This window comes from Stenotrophomonas sp. KH_036_B, assembly GCF_057839485.1.
Window position 1 is genome coordinate 1,890,541 of the sequence record NZ_CM174491.1, and the last position, 17,813, is coordinate 1,908,353.

The window sequence follows — 17,813 nt, forward strand, 5'->3', positions numbered from 1 at the left end:
GTTCAACGCAGGTCCGTGCGCAGGGTGGCGCCGATCTGGTCGCGCCAGGCAGCGTCCACGCCCGCGCTGTCGGCGAACCCTGGCCACTGCAGTACGCTGGCGCGCACCTGCTCGATGATGTCGCGCGCACGGCTGGCATTGATCGATGCGGTCGCGGCGCAGGCGGCCAGGTCGTCCAGCCCGAAGCCTTCGCGCTTGCCGTTGATGGACATCTGATGGCGCGCGGTCCAGTCGCCGTCCGGGTTGTAAGCCCAGGTGATATCGAACGCCGGCGACAGCGACCAGCGGCCCTGGCGGTCCATCAGGTAGGCGATGTTCTTCACGTGGTCGTCCTGGTTGCGACCGATCACGTTGAAGACCATGCGCCGGTACTGCTCCTCCAGCTGCGCCATCGGCAGGCGCAGCTGACGCATCACCAGCAGCGCCTGTTCGTAGGACCACGCGTCGGGGGTGTTGAAATCGAAGTGCGCCATCGCCGCCAGCGACTGCATGTGCTGCTTGCCACCCTGCGCATCGCGATCGAAGCGGCGCGTCATGAAGTGGCGCCGGCCCCCTTCCTCCAGCAGGCGGCAATCGCTGATGGTGATGCCGGCCGCCCGTGCCATCTGGAAGTACGCGTATTCGACCGCGCCATAGCCCTTGGGGTCGGCCAGCTCCTTGTCGCGGTTGTTGCGCACGCCGTCGAACTTGAGCAGCCAGTAGCCGAACGCCGGTGCGGCGGTGGACTGACCCGAGCGTACCTCACCGGTGGCTTCATTCCAGGCAATGACCGCCTTGGCCCGCGCGCCGCCGGCGGAGGTGCCCACGCGCAGGATGTCGCGCAGGGCGTCGGCGCGTGTTTCATCGCCGAACGAGCCACGCAGGTCGTGGCGGTGGCTGAGCACCTCGCCGGCCAACGCCACCAGGGCGTCGATCTGGATCTTGTGCGCGGTTCGCACGCGGGGTCCATGCACGGGGGCGAACTCCAGTGCCCCCATGCCACGACTGCCGGTGTAGCACAGTCGTTCGACCGCATTGAAACTGTCCGGGGTACGGCCCTGCGTGGCCAGCCAGGCATTGATCAGGGTGTTGCCGTACTTGTCCGGCAGTGCGTCGGCCAGCAGTCCGGGCAGGCCGTGGAAGCTGGTGGGGTTCAGCGCCGGGAAACTGAAGACCTGGCCGGCTGCCAACGGCATGGTCAAGGGCGCCAGCTCGATGCCGGAGCGGGCGAAGTCCGCGTCGTAGGCGAAGGTGGCCACGCGATCACCTTCGGCCAGGTTGACCGCGCCGATACGGCTGCCCCACAGGCGGACTTCTGCGGTGGTGTTCACTGCTCATCGCCCCAGGTCCAGGGCCGCGCGGCGGGTTCGGCAACCCCCGGCCGGGCACGCTGGCGCGGTTGGCCGCGGCGTTCGAGCAGATCGATCGGGCTCGGGCCGTCGGCCGGCAGCAGGACCTCCAGTGCATCCAGCCGTTCCAGTGCGCGCAGGCAACGGATCAGGTTGGTCAGCTGTCCCGGCGTGCCGTCTTCCAGGCGTTGCACGGTGCGCTTGGAAACCCCGGCGGCATTGGCCAGCTGTTCCTGGGTGGAGCCGCGCGCCAGGCGCAGGCGCGCCAGGCGTTGGCCCAGCTCCAGCAATACGGCGTCATCAGTGCTCAGGTTCGATATGTTCATAAGGTGACCCTCCTGGCACCTTATGTCTCATGACGAACACATTGTGTCAAGAATGGCGCTTTACGGAATAGGTATTTAGCAGCCATAAAGCGTCAATATTGGCCATTAATAGCCAGAAATCCGATTAAATGGCCAAGATTGGCGCTTACTCGCCCGGCTTTGCGCCTGCGGTGGCCGCTTCCGACGCGGCGCGGCGTACCAGAACCGCCTCGCGATGGGCGATGTACGCATTGGCGGCCAGGATGATGCCGGCGCCGATCACCGTCCAGCGATCCAGCTGTTCATCGAAGAGCAGCCAGCCCAGCAGGCTGACCAGCGGCAGCTGCATGAAGCTGATCGGGGTCAACGCGGACACCTCGCCAAGCCGGAGTGCACGCGTCCACAGCAGTTGCCCCAGCGTCCCCAGCACGCCGGTGGCGGCCAGCCACAACCAGGCCATGCCGCTGGGCTGGACCCAGCCGAACAACGCCGGCACCAGCGACAGGGGCACCCAGAACACGTAGGTGTAGAACACCACGGTGTCGGCGCCGTCCACACGGGTGAGTTGCTTGATCTGGATGGCCACCAGCGAACTGAGCACGGCTGCCAGCACCGCCACCAGCGCCCCCGGGCTGAACGTGGCCGCCCCCGGGCGCACGATGATCAATACCCCGATGAAACCGCACACGACCGCCGCCCAGCGTCGCACGCGCACGGTCTCGCCGAGGAACAGCACGGCGGCGATGGTGACGAACAACGGGGTGGAATAGGACAGCGAGATCGCCTGCGACATCGGCAGGTGGCCGATCGCCCAGAACGCGCACAGCATCGAGGCCAGCCCGATCAGGCTGCGCACGAAGTAGCGCGGCAGCTGCTGCGTGCGGAACGGCGAGCTGCCCGGCCGGAACAGCACCGGCAGCAGCGCCAGCAACCCGAACGCGTTGCGGAAGAAGGCCACTTCCTGGGTGGGCACATACCGGGTGGCATAGCGGATGGCCACGGCCATCAACCCGAATGCCAGTGTGCTGCCAAGCATCAGCAGCGCCGCGCGCATCGGCGTCGGCGCGGGCAACGCAAGCGGTGGGTTCACCACTGCGCGCCGATCAGGCGCGGCTCCGGTTCGATCGGTACCCCGAACTTCTCCAGCACGGAGGCGGAGATGCGGCGCGCCAGCGCCAGCAGTTCGGCACCGCTGGCAGTGCCATGGTTGACCAGGACCAGCGCATGGCTGGGCGCCACGCCGGCATCGCCGTCGCGGAAGCCCTTCCAGCCGCACGCTTCGATCATCCACGCGGCCGACAGCTTGCGTCGGTTGCCCTGGTCGGCGGGATACACCGGCAGGTCGGGGAAGTGCTGCTGCAGCACCTCCACCTGTTCCAGCGGCAGGATCGGATTCTTGAAGAAACTGCCGGCGTTGCCGAGCACGTCCGGGTCGGGCAGTTTGCGGCGCCGGATGGCGATCACCGCGTTGGCCACGTCTGCGGCCACCGGCAGTTCCACGCCCATCGCCTGCATTTCCTCGGCAATGCCCGCATACCCCAGGCGCAGGTCGTGCAGCAGCGGCAGGCGCAATTCGATGGCCGTGATCAGGTAACGGTCCGGGGCGTGCTTGAACACGCTGTCGCGGTAACCGAATGCACAGGCCTCGGCGTCGAACCGCACCCATTCGCCGGTGTCACGATCCCAGGCGTCCACCGCCTGGATGAACTCGTCGACCTGGACGCCGTACGCGCCGATGTTCTGGACCGGCGCCGCGCCGCACGTGCCGGGAATCAGGGCCAGGTTTTCCAGCCCGGACAGGCCGTTCTGCAGCGACCACATCACCAGGCCGTGCCAGCTCACGCCGGCGCCCGCGCGCACCACCGTGTGGTCGGCGCGGTGTTCCAGTTCCTCGATGTCGCGGTTGGCGAATACCAGCACGGTGCCGGGCACGTCGTCGGCGATGAGCACGTTGCTGCCGCTGCCCAGTACCAGCAGCGGGGTGCCGGCCACCTGGGGCAGGGCCAGCACATCCGGCAGCAGGGACGGGTCGTGCAGCTCGAGCAGCTGCGCGGCGTTGGCGTCGACGTGGAAGGTGTTGAGGTCCTTCAGCGAGGCGTTTTCAGTCAGGATCCAGGCGGGCATTGCGGTACTCATAGGGGAGCCACCGCGCCGCGGCTGGGGGCTTCGCGGCGGCGGCGGATTGCTTCGACGCAGTCATGCACGAGGGCCGGGCCGCGGAAGATCAGCCCGCTGTAGCACTGCACAAGTGCAGCGCCGGCGGCCATCTTGGCGACGGCGTCGGCACCGGACTGGATACCACCAACGCCGATCAGCGGCATGGATTCGGGAAGGCGCGCGCGCAGGCGGCGCAGCACCAGGGTGGACTGGCCCAGCAGCGGCGCGCCGGACAGGCCGCCGGCTTCTCCGGCCAGCGGATCGTTGGCCACTCCACTGCGGTCGATGGTGGTGTTGGTGGCGATCACGCCGTCCACCTTCAGCTCGCCCAGCACGCGCGCGGCCGCGTCGATGTCGCGGTCGCTGAGGTCCGGCGCCACCTTGACCAGCATCGGTACGCGCTTGCCGTGTTGGGCCGCCAGCGCCTCCTGGCTGTCGCGCAGCTGCGAGATCAGCTGGCGCAACGCCGTCTCTTCCTGCAGTTCACGCAGGCCGGCGGTGTTGGGCGACGAGATGTTGACGGTGATGTAGTCGGCCAGCGGGTACACCTTCTGCAGGCAGTGCTGGTAATCGTCGAACGCCTGCTCGTTGGGGGTGTCCTTGTTCTTGCCGATGTTGATCCCGAGCAGCCCGCCGCGACGCTTGGAGCGCTCAACATTGCGCACCAGCGCATCCACGCCCAGGTTGTTGAAGCCCATGCGGTTGATGATGGCCTGGTGCGATGGCAGCCGGAACAGACGTGGTTTGGCATTGCCTTCCTGCGGGCGTGGCGTGACGGTGCCGATCTCGACAAAGCCAAAGCCCAGCGCGAACAGTGCATCGATGTGCTCGCCGTTCTTGTCCAGTCCGGCGGCCAGGCCGACCGGATTGGGGAAGGTCAGGCCGAACGCATTGGTGGGCAGCGGGGCAGGGCGTCGTGCCACCAGCGGCGTGGTGCCGGTGCGGTAGGCGAGCTCGAGCGCACTCAGGCCCAGGCCATGCGCGCGCTCGGCATCCAGGGAAAACAGGAAGGGTCGTGCAAGCGAGTACATGGCGTCCGGTCAGTCCAGCGTGCCGATGAAGGCACGGGTGTGGTATTCAAAAGCGATCCTGCCGTCCACCGCATGCGCGTCGAACAGCTGCTGCAGCGCCTCCAGCATCGGCGCATGGCGCGGATGTCCCGGAGGCGGTGCGTAGGAGGAGGACAGCAGGCGGCCGCGCAGGCCGTCGGCGTCCATCCACTGGGTGTTGGGAAACTGGGCAATGCCGCGCAGGCCGGCGCCGAACCACGCGCGCATGGTGTCATCGTCCTGGTAGCGCTCGGCCACCTCGGTGTAGTCGGTGCCGAATTCCAGCAGCAGCTGTTCGTAGCCGATCAGGAACGGCGAGGCATCCAGCAGGCGCGAGTTCCAGAACACCAGCGCCAGGCCGCCCGGGTGCAGGATGCGCGCCCATTCCTGGCGCACTGCCGCGGTGTCGAACCAGTGGAACGCCTGTGCCGCTGTGACCAGGCCGACGCTGTCATCGGCCAGGGTGGTCGCCTCGGCGGTGCCATCCACCAGTTTCAGGCGCAGGTATTCCTTGGCCAGCAGGGCCTCTGCCGCATCGCGCATGGCCGCATTGGGTTCCACCGCGATCACCGGATGGCCGCTGGCCAGGAACAGCCGCGTGGAAATACCGGTACCGGCACCGATATCGGCCACCAGGGTTTCGGTCGCCACGCCAATCTCGCGATGCACCCAGTCCAGCAGCGCCGGCGGATAGTCGGGCCGGTAGCGGACGTAATCCGCGACACGGTTGCTGAAACGTTCGGTTGCGTCCGATCCGCTCATGGGCACCTCACGATTGCAGGGAAACGAACCAGGCCAGGCCACCGAAGAACATCACGATGGCCAGCAGCGCCAGCAGGCTGCCGATCACCACCACCCAGCCCATGATCAGGCCGGCCAATGCCAGGCCGTCGCCTTCCAGTTCATGCGGGCGGCGGCGGATCTCGGCGCGGGCCATGTGCCCGGTGAAGATCGCCACCACGCTGCCCAGGAACGGCAGGGCGGTCCAGCCCAGGATGCCGGCGATCAGGCTGATCAGCGCCATGGCGCTGGTTTGACGGGGGGGCAGGTTCATCGGGTCCTCCGTTGCGGGCTGCTCATGATAGAGCGTATAGGTCGGTTTGGCCCACCGGCGCTGCCGGCGCCGGATCGGTCCGGCAGCGGAGGAGCCCTCATCCCATCAGCACCTGTCCGCCATCGACGTTCAAGGTGTGCCCGGTGATCCAGCGCGCCAGCGGCGAGCACAGGAACAGCGCGGCATCGGCGATTTCCTGCGGCTCGCCGAACCGGCCGAACGGTATTTTGGCCAGCGTGCCGTGGTACAGCGTCGGGTCCTGCTCGCGTCGGCGTGCCCACAGCCCGTCCTCGAACTCGATCGAGCCGGGGGCAATGGCGTTCACCCGGATCCGGTGCGGGGCCAGTGCCAGCGCCTGCGAGGTGGTGTAGTGCATCAGCGCCGCCTTGGCCGCGCCGTAGGGGGCGGCGCCGGGGCGCGGTTGCTGGGCGGCAATCGAGGCCAGGTTGAGGATGCAGGCATCCTTCGACTGCTTCAGCCAGGGCAGGGCGAGCCGGGAGGCGCGCACCGCTGACATGAGATCGACGCCGAGGCTGGCTTCCCAGCCGGCCTCATCGTCGGTCATGCCGTAGCCGGTGGCATTGTTGATCAGAACATCGATGCCACCCAGCGCGTCGGCCGCCTGGGTCAACCAGTGTTCGATATCGTCCAGGCGCGAAAGGTCGGCGACGCAGGTGTGCAGCGGCTGTCCCTGTGCAGTGGCGTCATCGCTCAGCGCGGCCAGGCCGGCTGCGCCGCGTGCGCACACCGAGACGCGCGCACCCGCAGCCGCAAAGGCGATTGCCATGGCCCGGCCAATGCCCTTGCTGCCACCGGCCACCAGCACCCGGCGCCCGCTGAAATCGAGGGTGGGGCGGCGCAACGCCGCCTCACCCGATGGGTGCCGACCGTGGGTCGGCAGTCCTTCGCCCGCTTCGACCATCACAGGTCGAACTTGATGCCCTGTGCCAGCGGCAGCGAGTCGGAGTAGTTGATGGTGTTGGTCTGGCGGCGCATGTAGACCTTCCATGCATCCGAGCCGGATTCGCGACCACCTCCGGTGTCCTTCTCGCCACCGAACGCACCGCCGATCTCGGCACCGGAGGTGCCGATGTTGACGTTGGCAATGCCGCAGTCCGAACCGGCCGCCGACAGGAAGCGTTCGGCGGTCTTCAGGTTGGTGGTGAAGATCGACGAGGACAGGCCCTGCGGCACGCCGTTCTGCAGGTCGATGGCTTCGTCCAGCGTGCTGTACTTCATGACGTACAGGATCGGCGCGAAGGTTTCGTGCTGCACCACTTCGTCGCTGTTCTTCAGGCCGGTCACGATCGCCGGCAGCACGAAGTTGCCGGCGCGGTCGATGCGCGTGCCGCCGGTTTCAATGGTGCCGCCGCTGGCCTTGGCCTTCTCGATGGACGCCAGGAACTGCTGAACGGCGTGGTCGCTGTTGAGCGGGCCCATCAGGTTGGCCGGGTCGGTCGGATCGCCGATCTTGCCTTCCACCTGCTTGTACGCCTTGATCAGCGTGGCCAGCACGTCGTCGTAGACCGATGCGTGCACGATCAGGCGGCGCGTGGTGGTGCAGCGCTGGCCGGCGGTGCCGACCGCACCGAACACGATGCCGGGGATGGCCAGCTTCAGATCGGCGGTTTCGTCCAGGATGATGGCGTTGTTGCCGCCCAGTTCCAGCAGGCAGCGGCCCAGGCGGTGGGCCACTTTCTCGGCGACCTGGCGGCCGACCTGGGTCGAACCGGTGAAGCTGATCAGCGGCACGCGCTTGTCGGCCACCATCTTCTGCGACAGTTCGGTGCCGGCATCGTTGATCAGGAAGAAGATGTCCGGGAAACCGGCGCCGCGCAGGGCGTCGTTGCAGATCTTCATCGATGCGATCGCGGTCAGCGGGGTCTTGTTGGACGGCTTCCACAGGCACACATCGCCGCAGATCGCGGCCAGGAACGAATTCCAGGCCCACACCGCCACCGGGAAGTTGAACGCGCTGATGATGCCGACCAGGCCCAGCGGCTGGTACTGCTCGTACATGCGGTGGCCCGGGCGCTCGGAGTGCATGGTGTAGCCGTACAGCATGCGGCTCTGGCCCACGGCGAAGTCGGCGATGTCGATCATCTCCTGCACTTCGCCATCGCCCTCGGGCTTGCTCTTGCCCATTTCCAGCGCGACCAGCGAACCCAGCGCATCCTTGTGGGCGCGCAGCGCTTCGCCGCACAGGCGCACGGCTTCGCCACGGCGCGGTGCCGGGGTGGTACGCCAGACCTTGAAGGCGTCCTGGGCGCGCGCCACGATGGTTTCGTAGTCGGCGTCGGTGGTGGCGTACACCTGGGCGATGGCCTCACCGGTGGTCGGATTGACCGGGGTGATCACACCGGCGTCGGTGGCCGTGGACCACTCGCCGTTGCCGAGGTAGGTGCCAGCGTTGGTCGCGTCGAGGCCGAGCGCCTTGAGCAGGTCAGAGGACATGCAAACTCCTGTTGCGAATCAAAAAAGGGTGCAGCCGCTGGCAGGGTGGGGGTGCGGCATGCAGAACGCCAATTCTACCCCGTCACGGTTCGCCGGTACTGCACAACGGTCGGCACCTGCCGGTGGTGGCATCCGACCGTGGGTCGGGCGGGGGCCGCCGCCAACCCGCTAGAATGGCCACCATTGTTCGCCCCCAGGAATCTGAATGAACGTTACCGTTGCAGAAGGTGTGGTCGTCGGGAACCGTCTCCCGTTCGTGCTGTTTGGTGGCCTGAACGTGCTCGAAGATCTGGATTCGACCCTGCATGCGGCCGAGCACTTCACCACGGTGACCGGCAAGCTGGACATTCCCTATGTCTTCAAGGCGTCGTTCGACAAGGCCAACCGCTCGTCGATCAGTTCGTACCGTGGCGTGGGTCTGGACGAAGGGCTGCGCATCTTCGAAGAGGTCAAGCGTCGTTTCGGCATTCCGGTGATCACCGACGTGCACGAAGTCGCCCAGGCCGCGCCGGTGGCCGAAGTGGTCGACGTGCTGCAGATTCCGGCCTTCCTGGCCCGCCAGACCGACCTGGTCAAGGCCATCGCCGAAACCGGCCGTGCGGTCAACATCAAGAAGCCGCAGTTCCTGAGCCCCACGCAGATCAAGCACATCGTGTCCAAGATCCGCGAAGCGGGCAACGAGAACATCATCCTGTGTGAGCGCGGCTCGCAGTTCGGCTACGACAATCTGGTCGTGGACATGCTGGGCTTCCGCGAAATGATCGAATCCACCGGCGGCCTGCCGGCGATCTTCGATGTCACCCACAGCCTGCAGCGCCGCGACGCCGGCAGCGAAGCCTCCGGTGGCCGCCGCCGCCAGGTGGCCGAACTGGCCCGTTCGGGCATGGCGCTGGGCCTGGCCGGCCTGTTCCTGGAAGCGCACCGCGACCCGGACCACGCCCGCTGCGACGGCCCCAGCGCCCTCCCGCTGAGCGCGCTGGAGCCGTTCCTGACCCAGATCAAGGCGCTGGACGAGCTGGTCAAGGGCTTCCCGGAACTGGACATCCGCTGAGCCGGGACGTGCCGCAACGGCGGAATCGGCCTTGGTCCGTTCGCCGAATGTAGGTATCCTTCACGGCTGCACCCATGCAATGTGGGTGCGGCCAGGGATCCGGCCACGCCGGACCCGCACTTGGCCCCGTAGCTCAGCTGGATAGAGCGTCCCCCTCCTAAGGGGAAGGTCGCCCGTTCGAATCGGGCCGGGGTCACCACATCCGCGCTACTCCTTCTGGCTTGCACCGAGTGCCACCCGCTCACATGTGCAGCACCGGCCCCCTGTGGCAAAGTTGCAGGGCGGGATACCTACCCATGATGAAGGAGAGGGCGATGAACAGGATTTTGTCGGCGTTGGTGCTCTGCCTGGCCGCGGGTGCGGCGATGGCGGGCGGCAGCGTGCGGTTTGGCAACCAGCTGGTGAATTCGGGCGACTCGGCGGGCAAAGTCACGCAGGTGGCCGGCAAACCGGATCGGGTCGTCCAGCTGGAAAGCGAGTACAGCGGGAATATCGGCGAGCGCTGGGAGTATTACCAGCCGCGCAAGACGATCCAGGTGACGTTCCGTGATGGAAGAGTCACCGACGTGCGCGAGCTCTTCAACTGAGTGCGTCACCGTGCGCTGCCTGGCTGCGCTACCCAGGCAGCAGCGCAGCGTGCGTCTGGTGAAAGGCGCCGCGGCGCGGTCGAGCAACCAGCAGTTGCTGTGTGGCGATCTTCAACACGCTGCCATCTCCGCGTGTTTACCTCTCTCGTGCGACGGTCCTGATTACACACGTTCAGGAGTGCATGCATGTCAGTCCATTTTTCCTCCGCATCGATGATCCATGCAGCCGGGCAGGTGCCGCCACCCGGCCCAGTACCCGAGGCACCGCCCACACCGGTGGAAGCACCGCCTGCGCAGGATCCGCCGGTGCAGGATCCGCCTGGCGAAGTGCCGCCCGAACGCGATCCACCGCCGGCGGAGCCGCCGCTGGAGGCACCGGTTCCGCCCGGCGAACCGGTGCAGGAGTGAGTGCACTCCACGACGCACGATGCGCATCGTTTACGTGATGCGATGCTCGTGCGAACTGCACCGTGACGCGGAAAACACTCGCTGCAGACACGGTTTTTTCACGCCTCACACATCGCTTAACGGTCCGCTGCGGAGGTCACGCCGACTTCATTCCCAATGCGGAAAGGTGGGGTCACCCAAGCACGGGCCATCCAATGAATTACCAGGAGTAGACAACAGTGAGCACCGAATCGAATACCGCCCACAGCCTCAATGACCTGATCGAAATCGCCCGCGACGGCAAGGACTTCTACACCGAAGCCGCCGGCAAGGTGAAGGATGCCGAGCTGTCCGCACTGTTCACCCGCATCGCGGGCGTCAAGGCCGACATCGTCAATTCGCTGAGCAGCACCGTGCTGGCTGCCGGTGGCAAGCCTGCCGAACACGGCACGATGGTGGGTTCCATGCAGCAGTTCTACGGCAAGGTGCGCGCCACCCTGGGCGACACGCAGTACGGCTACGTAGCCGAACTGGAAGAGTCCGAGGATCGCCTGCTGAAGGCGTTCAAGGACACGCTGACCGACAGCGACACCTCGCCGGCGGCGCGTCAGGAAGTCAACCGACTGCTGCCGATCGTGCAGGAAACGCATGAAGTGATGCGCACCCGCAAGCATGCACTGAAGCATTGATCACCACGGCGACGTCCGCGTCGCCGACGGGCAGGTCAGCAAGCGCCCCGGTTCAGCCGGGGCGTTTGCGTATCAACGCCCTGCGCGATTCCAGACCCCCGCGTACGGCGCCTCGGGATATGGTGCATACTCGGTCACAGGTAGGGTTGGGATTCGTCATGGAACACATGCGTTGGCTTACGCTTCGTCTTGGCAACAACCAGTCCATTGGACCCAAGGTGCTGTTGGACCTTTGGTCGAACGCGTGCGAGACCAACCAGTCGTCGGTCACGCGTGACAACCAGGCCGGTCGCTCCACCTCATATGCACTGCATGCGCCCACGTCGCTGGCGTATCCCAAGCGCGCCGAGCTGCGCATGCGCAAGCTGCTGGAAGAAGCGGGTTACACGTTTACGCTGGGCTCGCTGGCCGATCGTCCGGCACCGCAGCCCGTGCGATTCCGCTGAGCGCGGGCACAGGCTTCACTCGGCGGCGGACAGCGTCCGCTGCATGATCCGCACCGGCACGCCACTTGCGTGCATCTGCATTTCAAGGGGTTTCCAGCCCAGCCGTCGATACAGGCCGCCGTCGTTCCGCTCGGTCTGCAGGTAGACGTCGCGTACGCCGAAGGCGCGTCCGCGTGCCATCAGATCCTCGATCAGCCGCGCGGCCAGCCCGTGGCCACGCTGTGACTGGTCCACGTAGACGCCGCCCAGCCAATGCAGGCGTTCAGGGCGCTCGGTGCGCTCGTGGAACTTGAGCTGCGCGGCGGCGACCGGTCCATGGTCGTGCACCGCCAACAGCAGCAGCGGCAGCTCGTCCTGCTGAAGGAAGACTTCAAGCCGAACCTGCTCGTCGTCCAGGGTCATGCCGGGCACATGCCGGCCCCACGTGTCGAAGTACCAGCGCGCCACCTGCGGCAGCAGACGCGGCGCTTCACTGAGTGCAATGAACTGCATGTCGGCTCCCGGAAGCGGAACAGCACGACGACCCGCGGCAGGGGCGCGGATCAGGGGGAAGGGGCGGGTCCGCTCTGTGCCGCCAATGGCGGGCAGACGGGGGCCAGGGCCAGCAGCGCGGACGGGCGCAAACGCAGGCGGCGGGCCGAATTTTTGATGTACGTCACAGTGCGCACTCCATGCTGACAGGACACGGCCGACTATAGCACCGGCTACCATGGGCTCGACATGAGTGCACCCGCCTTCAACCTTCGCCGCTACGGCCCGTCGTCGGACGTGGATCGCCACGACTTCGCGCAATGGGTCATTCCCGTGCGCGGAGAGCTTGCGTTCGAACTCGACGGACACGGCGCACGACTGGACGGGTTGCAGGGTGCTTTCGTGGCTCCTGCCGCAGGCCACGCGCAGTCGGCCGGCGATGACGACCTGTTCCTGATCGTCGACTGTCCGGCCACACTGATCGACGATGACACCCTGGCGCGGTTGCAGCGCCAGCCGCTGCTTGCGCTGCCCGCCGCCGTGCGTGCCATGGCGCAGTGCGTGGCAGGGCTGGCGCCTGCGCGCATCCATGGGGACGTCGTGCAGCGCGAACTTCCGGCGTTGTTGCAGGCATTTTCGCTGGCCGGTAGTTCCACCCGCCTGCAGGCGGTGTGCGCACGCATCGCGCAGTCCCCCGGGCATGCGTGGCCGGTGGAGCGCATTGCCAGCGAGGTGGGGGTGAGCAGCAGCCGGCTGCACGTGCTGTTCCGTGAGGCATTTTCGCTCACTCCGCAGGCCTGGCTCAGTGCGAGCCGGTTGCGCTGGGCGCGGGGTCGGCTGGCGGATACGGGGCTGTCCATCGCCGACATCGCGCAGCACGCCGGATACTCCGAGCAGAGTGCGCTGACCCGGGCACTGCGCCGCGACTGGGGCATGACGCCCGCCGAGTACCGACGCCGCTACCGCCCCACGCAGTAGCCTGGGTCAAGATCGGCGCGATGTCCGCGCCTACACTGGCGCGGTCTTTCCGCTGCTGGATGCGTGCTCGCAGATGAATCGTTCGATGGGAGTCGGTATTGCCAACGGCATCGCCGCCGGTGCGTTGTGGGGTGTGGTCTTCCTGGCACCGGCGATGCTGGTGCAGTTCAGTGCCGTGCAGTTGTCGGCGGGCCGCTACCTGGTCTACGGGCTGATTGCCGTGGTGCTGCTGGCACCGCGCTGGCGTGAACTGCGCCAGCGCATCGGCAGTGCCGAATGGCGGGGGCTGCTGTGGCTGAGCCTGGCAGGCAACCTGGTGTATTTCGTGCTGCTGGCCAATGCGGTGCAGTGGGCCGGTGGCGCGGCGGCGTCGCTGATCGTGGGTTTGATCCCGGTGGTGGTGACCGTGGCGGGCGCGCGCGAGGAGGGCGCGGTGCCGCTGCGCCGGCTTGCTCCGGCGTTGGCGCTGTGCCTGCTCGGGGTCGGGCTGGTGGGCTACGAAGCGCTGCAGGCGGGACATGCGCAGGGCTCGGCGAGCCGCCGCGTGCTGGGCCTGCTGTGTGCGGTCGGCGCGCTGCTGTCGTGGGCGCTGTACTCGATCGGCAACAGTCGCTGGCTGGCGCGGCGGCCGGACTTGAGTGGCCACGACTGGTCGCTGCTCACCGGGGTGACCACCGGAGCGCTGGCCCTGCTGCTGGTGCCGAGTGCGTTCGTCATGTCCCGCGCTGTGCATCCACCCATCGACTGGATGTGGTTCTGGGCGATCAGCGCCGGCGTGGCGGTGGTGGCATCAGTGCTGGGCAACGCCTGCTGGAACCGCGCCAGTCGCAACCTGCCGCTGACCCTGACGGGGCAGATGATCGTGTTCGAAACGCTGTTCGCGCTGCTCTACGGCTTCGCCTGGCAGCGACGCTGGCCGACGTTGATGGAGACGCTCGCGATCCTCTGCCTGGTCTCGGGGGTGCTGCTGTGCGCCCACGCGCACCGCCCGCCACGGGCGGTAGCCGAGCACGTCGGCTGATGGCGTTGCCGCGCCTGGATAGTCACATTCGCAACTTTTTTGCCGACGTTCCACGCTGATCGACGCCGGCGGGTTCTTGCACCGCAGCACTTGACAGGCGGGGGTGCGGCGTAGTTTTCTTGACCCATGGTCCTTCCCGCCGCCACCGCCACGCTGCGCTCCACCGCCTCTTCGGGCGGCGCGCGCGTGTCTGGCCTCGGCATCGGTACCACCACCATTACCACCGTCACCACTCGCCCGGTGCGGCCCGTCGTCTTCGCGTAATTTCCGAAAACAACGGCCCCGCACCAGACCAGGTGGCGGGGACTCTCCTTCCATCTGACTGACGCGGGGCCTCGAATCGAGGTCAGCATGTCTTCTGTCGCCGCTTCACCCGATGCCGCCGCATCGCCAGGCTCTTCCTCCCCGCTGCGGGCCGCCACGGCCACCATTGTGCACAAGTTCGGCGGCACCTCTGTCGCTGACGCGGACCGCTACCGGCACGTGGCGCAGCTGCTGCTGGCCCGCGACGAGGCCGTGCAGGTCACCGTGGTGTCGGCGATGAAGGGCGTGACCGACGCGTTGATTGCCCTGGCCGAGCGGGCGTCGCTGGATGCGCCGCAATGGCGCGATGACTGGCATGCGCTGCGGGCCCGGCACCGCGGTGCCGCAGTGGCGCTGCTTGGCGAACACGCCGGCGCCACCGTCGAATGGCTGGATGCGCGCTTCGACCAGCTGTCCGACGTGCTGGCGGCACTGGCGGTGATCGGCGAGCTGCCCAGCGAGGTGCTCGACCGCGTGCAGGGCCTGGGCGAGGTCTACTCGGCACAGTTGCTGGGACAGTACCTGCAGAGCGTGGGCGACGACTGTGCGGTGCTCGACGCGCGCGATGTACTCGTGGTGGACCGTGGCGAGCTGGGTGTGGACGTCGACTGGGCGCAGAGCGCGCAACGCCTGGCGGAGTGGCGGGAGCGCCACCCCCAGGCCCGCGTGGTCGCCACCGGGTTCGTCGCCCGCGACCGCCGCAACCGCGTGACCACGCTGGGCCGCAACGGCAGTGATTACTCCGGTGCGATCTTCGCCGCGCTGTTCAATGCCGATGAACTGCATATCTGGACCGATGTGGACGGTGTGCTGTCGGCCGACCCGCGGGTGGTGCCCGAAGCGGTCCAGCTGGACGCGCTCAGCTATGACGAAGCCTGCGAGCTGGCGTATTTCGGCGCCAAGGTCGTGCACCCACAGACCATGTCACCGGCCATCGAGCGCGGCCTGCCGATCATCATCCGCAATACCTTCCGCCCCGATCATCCCGGCACGCGGATCACGGCCGAGCGGACCACGTCCGGCCCCATCAAAGGCCTCACGCTGAGCCCGGACCTGGCCCTGCTGAACCTGGAGGGCACGGGCCTGATCGGCGTGCCCGGTACCGCCGAACGGGTGTTCGCGGCGCTGCGCAACGCGCATGTGTCGGTGGTGATGATCTCGCAGGGCTCGTCCGAACATTCGATCTGCTGCGTGGTGCCGCAGGCCGTGGCGCGGCAGGCGCGTGATGCCCTGCTGCAGGCCTTCGCGCATGAGCTGGGCCTGGGCCAGGTGCAGCGCGTGCAACTCACCGACAACGTGAGCGTGCTCGCGGCGGTGGGCGATGGCATGGCCGGGCAGCCCGGCGTGGCCGCGCGGCTGTTCGAATCGCTGGGACGGGCGCAGGTGAACATCCTGGCGATCGCGCAGGGTTCATCGGAGCGCAACATCTCCGTGGCGGTCGACAGCGGGCATGCGACCAAGGCACTGCGCGCGGCGCATGCCGGCTTCTGGCTGTCGCCGCAGACGTTCTCCGTTGGGGTGATCGGCCCGGGCAATGTCGGGGCGGCGCTGCTGGACCAGCTGCTGGCCGCGCAGCCCACGTTGCTGACGCGCGCGAACGTGGACCTGCGCCTGCGTGCGGTCGCATCGCGCAGCCGCATGCGGCTGGATGCACGCGGCGTGCAGGGCGACTGGCGCGCCGCATTGGCCGGGCAGGCGCAGGCGACCGACCTGGATGCATTCACCGAACACCTGCTGTCCGCGCATCTGCCGCATGCACTGATCGTGGATTGCAGCGGCAGTGCCGACGTGGCCGACCGCTACGCGGCCTGGTTGCAGGCAGGCATCCACGTGGTGACCCCGAACAAACAGGCCGGAGCCGGCCCGTTGCCGCGCTACCACGCTATCCGCGACGCGGCGGCCGCCAGCGGCGCGCGCTTCCGCTATGAGGCGACAGTGGGTGCGGGCCTGCCGGTGATCACCACCCTGCGCGATCTGGTCGATACCGGTGACGAGGTGCTGGCCATCGACGGCATCTTCTCCGGCACGCTGGCCTGGCTGTTCAACAAATATGACGGTGAGGTGCCGTTCTCGCAGCTGGTCGCGCAGGCGCGTGGCATGGGCTATACCGAGCCGGATCCACGCGACGACCTGTCCGGCGTGGATGTCGCACGCAAGCTGGTGATCCTGGCACGTGAGGCCGGGCGTGAGCTGAGCCTGGAGCAGGTGTCGGTGGAGAGCCTCGTGCCGGAGGCGCTGCGCGATGCCAGTGTCGATGACTTCATGGGTGGCCTGGATGCCGTGGATGCGGTGTTTGCCGAGCGCCTGGCGCAGGCGCGTTCGCGTGGTGCGGTGCTGCGCTACGTGGCGCGTCTGTCGGCGGATGCGGCGAAGGTCGGGCTGGTCGAGTTGCCGGCCAGCCATGCCTTCGCGAATCTGCGCCTCACCGACAACGTGGTGCAGTTCACCACGCGCCGTTATTGCGATAATCCGCTGGTGGTGCAGGGACCGGGGGCGGGACCGGAAGTGACGGCCGCCGGCGTGTTCGCCGATGTGCTGCGGGTCGCCGCCGGTGAAGGAGCGCGTCTGTGAGTGAGGCCGTTCATATCACCGCCGCGCGTGCATTCTCGCCGGCATCGGTCGGCAACGCCGCCGTGGGGTTCGACATCCTGGGCCACGCCATCGCCGGTGTTGGCGATACGGTCACGGTGCGACGCATCGCGTCGCCGCAGGTACGCATCGTGGCGATCCGCGGCACCACCGTGGACCTGCCGCTGGACGCGGCCGACAACACGGCGGGCGCGGCCTTGATCGCGCTCCGCGAGGCACTGGCGTTGCCGTTCGGCTTCGAGCTGGAGATCGACAAGGGCATCGCGCTGGGCTCGGGCATGGGCGGTTCGGCGGCGTCGTGCGTGGCCGCACTGATCGCGGCCAACGCGCTGCTCGACACCCCGTTGCCGCGTGAGGCGCTGTATCCGTTCGCGCTGACCGGCGAGGCCGTGGCCAGCGGCGGGCGCCACGGCGACAACCTGGGGCCGATGCTGCTCGGCGGGCTGGTCCTGAGCACCGCCGACCGGCTGGTGCGCATTCCGGTACCGTCGGCCTGGCACAGCCTGCTGGTGCACCCGGAGGCGGTGCTGGAAACGCGGCGCGCCCGAGCCGCACTGCAGGGCAGCTACACGCTGTCCGCGTTCGTCGAGCAGAGCGCGAACCTGGCGCTGGTATTGAGCGGCTGCTTCAGCGGCGATGCGGAGCTGGTGCGTGCCGGTCTGCGCGACGTGCTGGTGGAGCCGCGTCGCGCCGCGCTGATCGTCGGCTTCGATGCGGCGCGCGATGCCGCGCTCGCGGCCGGCGCGATGGGCGCCAGCATTTCCGGCGCTGGGCCCAGCGTATTCGCGTGGTTCGACAGCCAGGCCGCCGCGCAGGCCGCGCAGGCGGGTGTGCAGCAGGCCTTTGCCCAGGCCGGTTTCGACAGCCAGGCCTGGGTGTCGCCGTTGGACGCGCCCGGCGCGCAACTGTTGTGAGTGCGGTTTCCCCTCATCTGCCAGGACTTT

18 protein-coding genes, 1 tRNA gene and 1 pseudogene are annotated in these 17,813 nt (G+C 67.6%); 10 read left to right on the forward strand and 10 right to left on the reverse strand.

Annotation, left to right across the window (positions count from 1 at the left end):
* Positions 1–2: 2 nt before the first annotated feature.
* The 9 genes and pseudogenes from AC3ITN_RS08685 to amaB form a co-directional block, all read right to left on the reverse strand.
* Positions 3–1,310, reverse strand: coding sequence for a type II toxin-antitoxin system HipA family toxin (locus tag AC3ITN_RS08685; protein WP_313342653.1), 1,308 nt, complete (start codon positions 1,308–1,310; stop codon positions 3–5).
* Positions 1,307–1,654, reverse strand: coding sequence for a helix-turn-helix domain-containing protein (locus AC3ITN_RS08690; RefSeq protein WP_313342655.1), 348 nt, complete (start codon positions 1,652–1,654; stop codon positions 1,307–1,309). The genes AC3ITN_RS08685 and AC3ITN_RS08690 overlap by 4 nt, the downstream gene beginning before the upstream one ends.
* A 145-nt stretch (positions 1,655–1,799) precedes the next feature.
* On the reverse strand, positions 1,800–2,687 hold the full coding sequence (locus AC3ITN_RS08695; protein ID WP_313342905.1) for a DMT family transporter: 888 nt from the start codon (positions 2,685–2,687) through the stop codon (positions 1,800–1,802).
* A gap of 32 nt (positions 2,688–2,719) precedes the next feature.
* Complete coding sequence (murB, locus tag AC3ITN_RS08700) at positions 2,720–3,769, reverse strand: UDP-N-acetylmuramate dehydrogenase (RefSeq protein ID WP_489392677.1); 1,050 nt, start codon at positions 3,767–3,769, stop codon at positions 2,720–2,722.
* Positions 3,766–4,821, reverse strand: coding sequence for a quinone-dependent dihydroorotate dehydrogenase (locus AC3ITN_RS08705; RefSeq protein ID WP_489392678.1), 1,056 nt, complete (start codon positions 4,819–4,821; stop codon positions 3,766–3,768). The genes murB and AC3ITN_RS08705 overlap by 4 nt, the downstream gene beginning before the upstream one ends.
* Positions 4,822–4,830: 9 nt before the next feature.
* Positions 4,831–5,601 carry a class I SAM-dependent methyltransferase gene (locus AC3ITN_RS08710; protein ID WP_313342662.1) on the reverse strand — a complete coding sequence of 257 codons (771 nt, stop codon included), beginning with the start codon at positions 5,599–5,601 and terminating at the stop codon, positions 4,831–4,833.
* A 7-nt stretch (positions 5,602–5,608) separates the two neighbouring features.
* Positions 5,609–5,893 (reverse strand): DUF4190 domain-containing protein, encoded by a 285-nt coding sequence (locus AC3ITN_RS08715; RefSeq protein ID WP_313342664.1) that lies wholly within the window; start codon positions 5,891–5,893, stop codon positions 5,609–5,611.
* Between the two features lie 175 nt (positions 5,894–6,068).
* Positions 6,069–6,902: pseudogene (locus AC3ITN_RS08720) on the reverse strand (SDR family NAD(P)-dependent oxidoreductase); the annotation flags it as partial.
* Positions 6,815–8,347 (reverse strand): L-piperidine-6-carboxylate dehydrogenase, encoded by a 1,533-nt coding sequence (gene amaB, locus AC3ITN_RS08725; protein ID WP_313342666.1) that lies wholly within the window; start codon positions 8,345–8,347, stop codon positions 6,815–6,817. The pseudogene AC3ITN_RS08720 and the gene amaB, both read right to left, overlap by 88 nt.
* A gap of 205 nt (positions 8,348–8,552) precedes the next feature.
* Here amaB and kdsA point away from each other — a divergent pair, with 205 nt between their 5' ends.
* The 6 genes from kdsA (at position 8,553) to AC3ITN_RS08755 (ending at position 11,507) form a co-directional block, all read left to right on the forward strand.
* A complete protein-coding gene (kdsA, locus tag AC3ITN_RS08730; RefSeq protein WP_489392679.1) occupies positions 8,553–9,398 on the forward strand; it encodes a 3-deoxy-8-phosphooctulonate synthase in 846 nt (281 codons plus the stop codon).
* Positions 9,399–9,520: 122 nt separating this feature from the next.
* Positions 9,521–9,597: transfer RNA gene (locus AC3ITN_RS08735), tRNA-Arg, on the forward strand.
* A 115-nt stretch (positions 9,598–9,712) separates the two neighbouring features.
* On the forward strand, positions 9,713–9,985 hold the full coding sequence (locus AC3ITN_RS08740; RefSeq protein ID WP_489392680.1) for a DUF2845 domain-containing protein: 273 nt from the start codon (positions 9,713–9,715) through the stop codon (positions 9,983–9,985).
* A gap of 186 nt (positions 9,986–10,171) precedes the next feature.
* Positions 10,172–10,393 (forward strand): hypothetical protein, encoded by a 222-nt coding sequence (locus AC3ITN_RS08745; RefSeq protein ID WP_489392681.1) that lies wholly within the window; start codon positions 10,172–10,174, stop codon positions 10,391–10,393.
* A gap of 218 nt (positions 10,394–10,611) precedes the next feature.
* The gene (locus AC3ITN_RS08750; protein WP_489392682.1) at positions 10,612–11,061 is read left to right on the forward strand and encodes a PA2169 family four-helix-bundle protein; all 450 of its coding nucleotides are present in this window, start codon (positions 10,612–10,614) and stop codon (positions 11,059–11,061) included.
* Positions 11,062–11,219: 158 nt separating this feature from the next.
* Positions 11,220–11,507: a hypothetical protein gene (locus AC3ITN_RS08755; protein ID WP_313342678.1), complete on the forward strand. Its 288-nt coding sequence runs from the start codon at positions 11,220–11,222 to the stop codon at positions 11,505–11,507.
* Positions 11,508–11,522: 15 nt separating this feature from the next.
* On the opposite strand, the gene AC3ITN_RS08760 is transcribed toward AC3ITN_RS08755, so the two are convergent.
* Positions 11,523–11,999, reverse strand: a complete 477-nt coding sequence (locus tag AC3ITN_RS08760) for a GNAT family N-acetyltransferase (protein WP_489392683.1) — start codon at positions 11,997–11,999, stop codon at positions 11,523–11,525.
* A 228-nt stretch (positions 12,000–12,227) separates the two neighbouring features.
* Here AC3ITN_RS08760 and AC3ITN_RS08765 point away from each other — a divergent pair, with 228 nt between their 5' ends.
* From AC3ITN_RS08765 to AC3ITN_RS08780, 4 genes are all read left to right on the forward strand, one after another.
* Complete coding sequence (locus AC3ITN_RS08765; RefSeq protein ID WP_489392684.1) at positions 12,228–12,956, forward strand: helix-turn-helix transcriptional regulator; 729 nt, start codon at positions 12,228–12,230, stop codon at positions 12,954–12,956.
* Between the two features lie 73 nt (positions 12,957–13,029).
* Positions 13,030–13,977, forward strand: coding sequence for a DMT family transporter (locus AC3ITN_RS08770; protein ID WP_489392685.1), 948 nt, complete (start codon positions 13,030–13,032; stop codon positions 13,975–13,977).
* 351 nt (positions 13,978–14,328) lie between these two features.
* The gene (gene thrA / locus AC3ITN_RS08775) at positions 14,329–16,851 is read left to right on the forward strand and encodes a bifunctional aspartate kinase/homoserine dehydrogenase I (protein WP_489392686.1); all 2,523 of its coding nucleotides are present in this window, start codon (positions 14,329–14,331) and stop codon (positions 16,849–16,851) included.
* Positions 16,848–17,783, forward strand: coding sequence for a homoserine kinase (locus tag AC3ITN_RS08780; protein WP_489392687.1), 936 nt, complete (start codon positions 16,848–16,850; stop codon positions 17,781–17,783). Before thrA ends, AC3ITN_RS08780 begins: the two co-directional genes overlap by 4 nt.
* Positions 17,784–17,813: the final 30 nt, after the last annotated feature.

What these genes read in the sequence shown, in the direction of transcription:
- AC3ITN_RS08690 (WP_313342655.1), bottom strand. Translation starts at nt 1,654, where the DNA reads ATGAACATATCGAACCTGAGCACTGATGACGCCGTATTGCTGGAGCTG.
- AC3ITN_RS08695 (WP_313342905.1), bottom strand. Translation starts at nt 2,687, where the DNA reads ATGCGCGCGGCGCTGCTGATGCTTGGCAGCACACTGGCATTCGGGTTG.
- murB (WP_489392677.1), bottom strand. Translation starts at nt 3,769, where the DNA reads ATGAGTACCGCAATGCCCGCCTGGATCCTGACTGAAAACGCCTCGCTG.
- AC3ITN_RS08705 (WP_489392678.1), bottom strand. Translation starts at nt 4,821, where the DNA reads ATGTACTCGCTTGCACGACCCTTCCTGTTTTCCCTGGATGCCGAGCGC.
- AC3ITN_RS08710 (WP_313342662.1), bottom strand. Translation starts at nt 5,601, where the DNA reads ATGAGCGGATCGGACGCAACCGAACGTTTCAGCAACCGTGTCGCGGAT.
- AC3ITN_RS08715 (WP_313342664.1), bottom strand. Translation starts at nt 5,893, where the DNA reads ATGAACCTGCCCCCCCGTCAAACCAGCGCCATGGCGCTGATCAGCCTG.
- amaB (WP_313342666.1), bottom strand. Translation starts at nt 8,347, where the DNA reads ATGTCCTCTGACCTGCTCAAGGCGCTCGGCCTCGACGCGACCAACGCT.
- kdsA (WP_489392679.1), top strand. Translation starts at nt 8,553, where the DNA reads ATGAACGTTACCGTTGCAGAAGGTGTGGTCGTCGGGAACCGTCTCCCG.
- AC3ITN_RS08740 (WP_489392680.1), top strand. Translation starts at nt 9,713, where the DNA reads ATGAACAGGATTTTGTCGGCGTTGGTGCTCTGCCTGGCCGCGGGTGCG.
- AC3ITN_RS08745 (WP_489392681.1), top strand. Translation starts at nt 10,172, where the DNA reads ATGTCAGTCCATTTTTCCTCCGCATCGATGATCCATGCAGCCGGGCAG.
- AC3ITN_RS08755 (WP_313342678.1), top strand. Translation starts at nt 11,220, where the DNA reads ATGGAACACATGCGTTGGCTTACGCTTCGTCTTGGCAACAACCAGTCC.
- AC3ITN_RS08760 (WP_489392683.1), bottom strand. Translation starts at nt 11,999, where the DNA reads ATGCAGTTCATTGCACTCAGTGAAGCGCCGCGTCTGCTGCCGCAGGTG.
- AC3ITN_RS08765 (WP_489392684.1), top strand. Translation starts at nt 12,228, where the DNA reads ATGAGTGCACCCGCCTTCAACCTTCGCCGCTACGGCCCGTCGTCGGAC.
- AC3ITN_RS08770 (WP_489392685.1), top strand. Translation starts at nt 13,030, where the DNA reads ATGAATCGTTCGATGGGAGTCGGTATTGCCAACGGCATCGCCGCCGGT.
- thrA (WP_489392686.1), top strand. Translation starts at nt 14,329, where the DNA reads ATGTCTTCTGTCGCCGCTTCACCCGATGCCGCCGCATCGCCAGGCTCT.